Raw genomic sequence first — 548 nt, forward strand, 5'->3', positions numbered from 1 at the left:
CCGGGAAAAGGCCCTGCCGGGCGCGGTGCTGACGCGTGTCGCCTCCAGCCATATACGCGTCGGCACGTTCCAGTTCTTCGCGGCACGGGGCGACAACGAAGCGGTTCGCCAACTCGCCGACCATGTGATCGACAGGCATTACCCCGAGGCCGCGGGCGCTTCCAATCCCTACCGCGCTCTTCTCGAAGGCATCTGCACCCGTCAGGGGGAACTCGTCGCACGCTGGATGCAGATCGGCTTCGTGCATGGCGTCATGAACACCGACAACATGTCGATCGCCGGGGAAACGATCGACTACGGCCCGTGTGCCTTCCTCGACGTCTACGATCCCGCGACCGTCTTTTCCTCGATCGACCGGAACGGGCGTTACGCCTACGCCAACCAGGCCCGCATCGCGCACTGGAACCTCTTTCGTCTGGCAGAATGCCTGCTTCCCCATCTCGATCCGGACGAAAACAAGGCCATTGAAGCCGCACAGGACGCGCTTTCCGGCTTTGCGGACGCGTTCAACACCGCTTATCTCGATGGCTTTCGCGCGAAGATCGGTT

The 548-nt window shown here is 62.6% G+C and carries 1 protein-coding gene; it reads left to right on the forward strand.

What is annotated here, in order from left to right; all coding sequences use genetic code 11:
* On the forward strand, window positions 1–548 hold a 548-nt coding region (locus MD273_RS18780), incomplete at both ends, for a protein adenylyltransferase SelO family protein (RefSeq protein ID WP_239039286.1).

The organism is Marinobacter sp. C7 (genome assembly GCF_022343555.1).
GTDB lineage: Bacteria > Pseudomonadota > Gammaproteobacteria > Pseudomonadales > Oleiphilaceae > Marinobacter.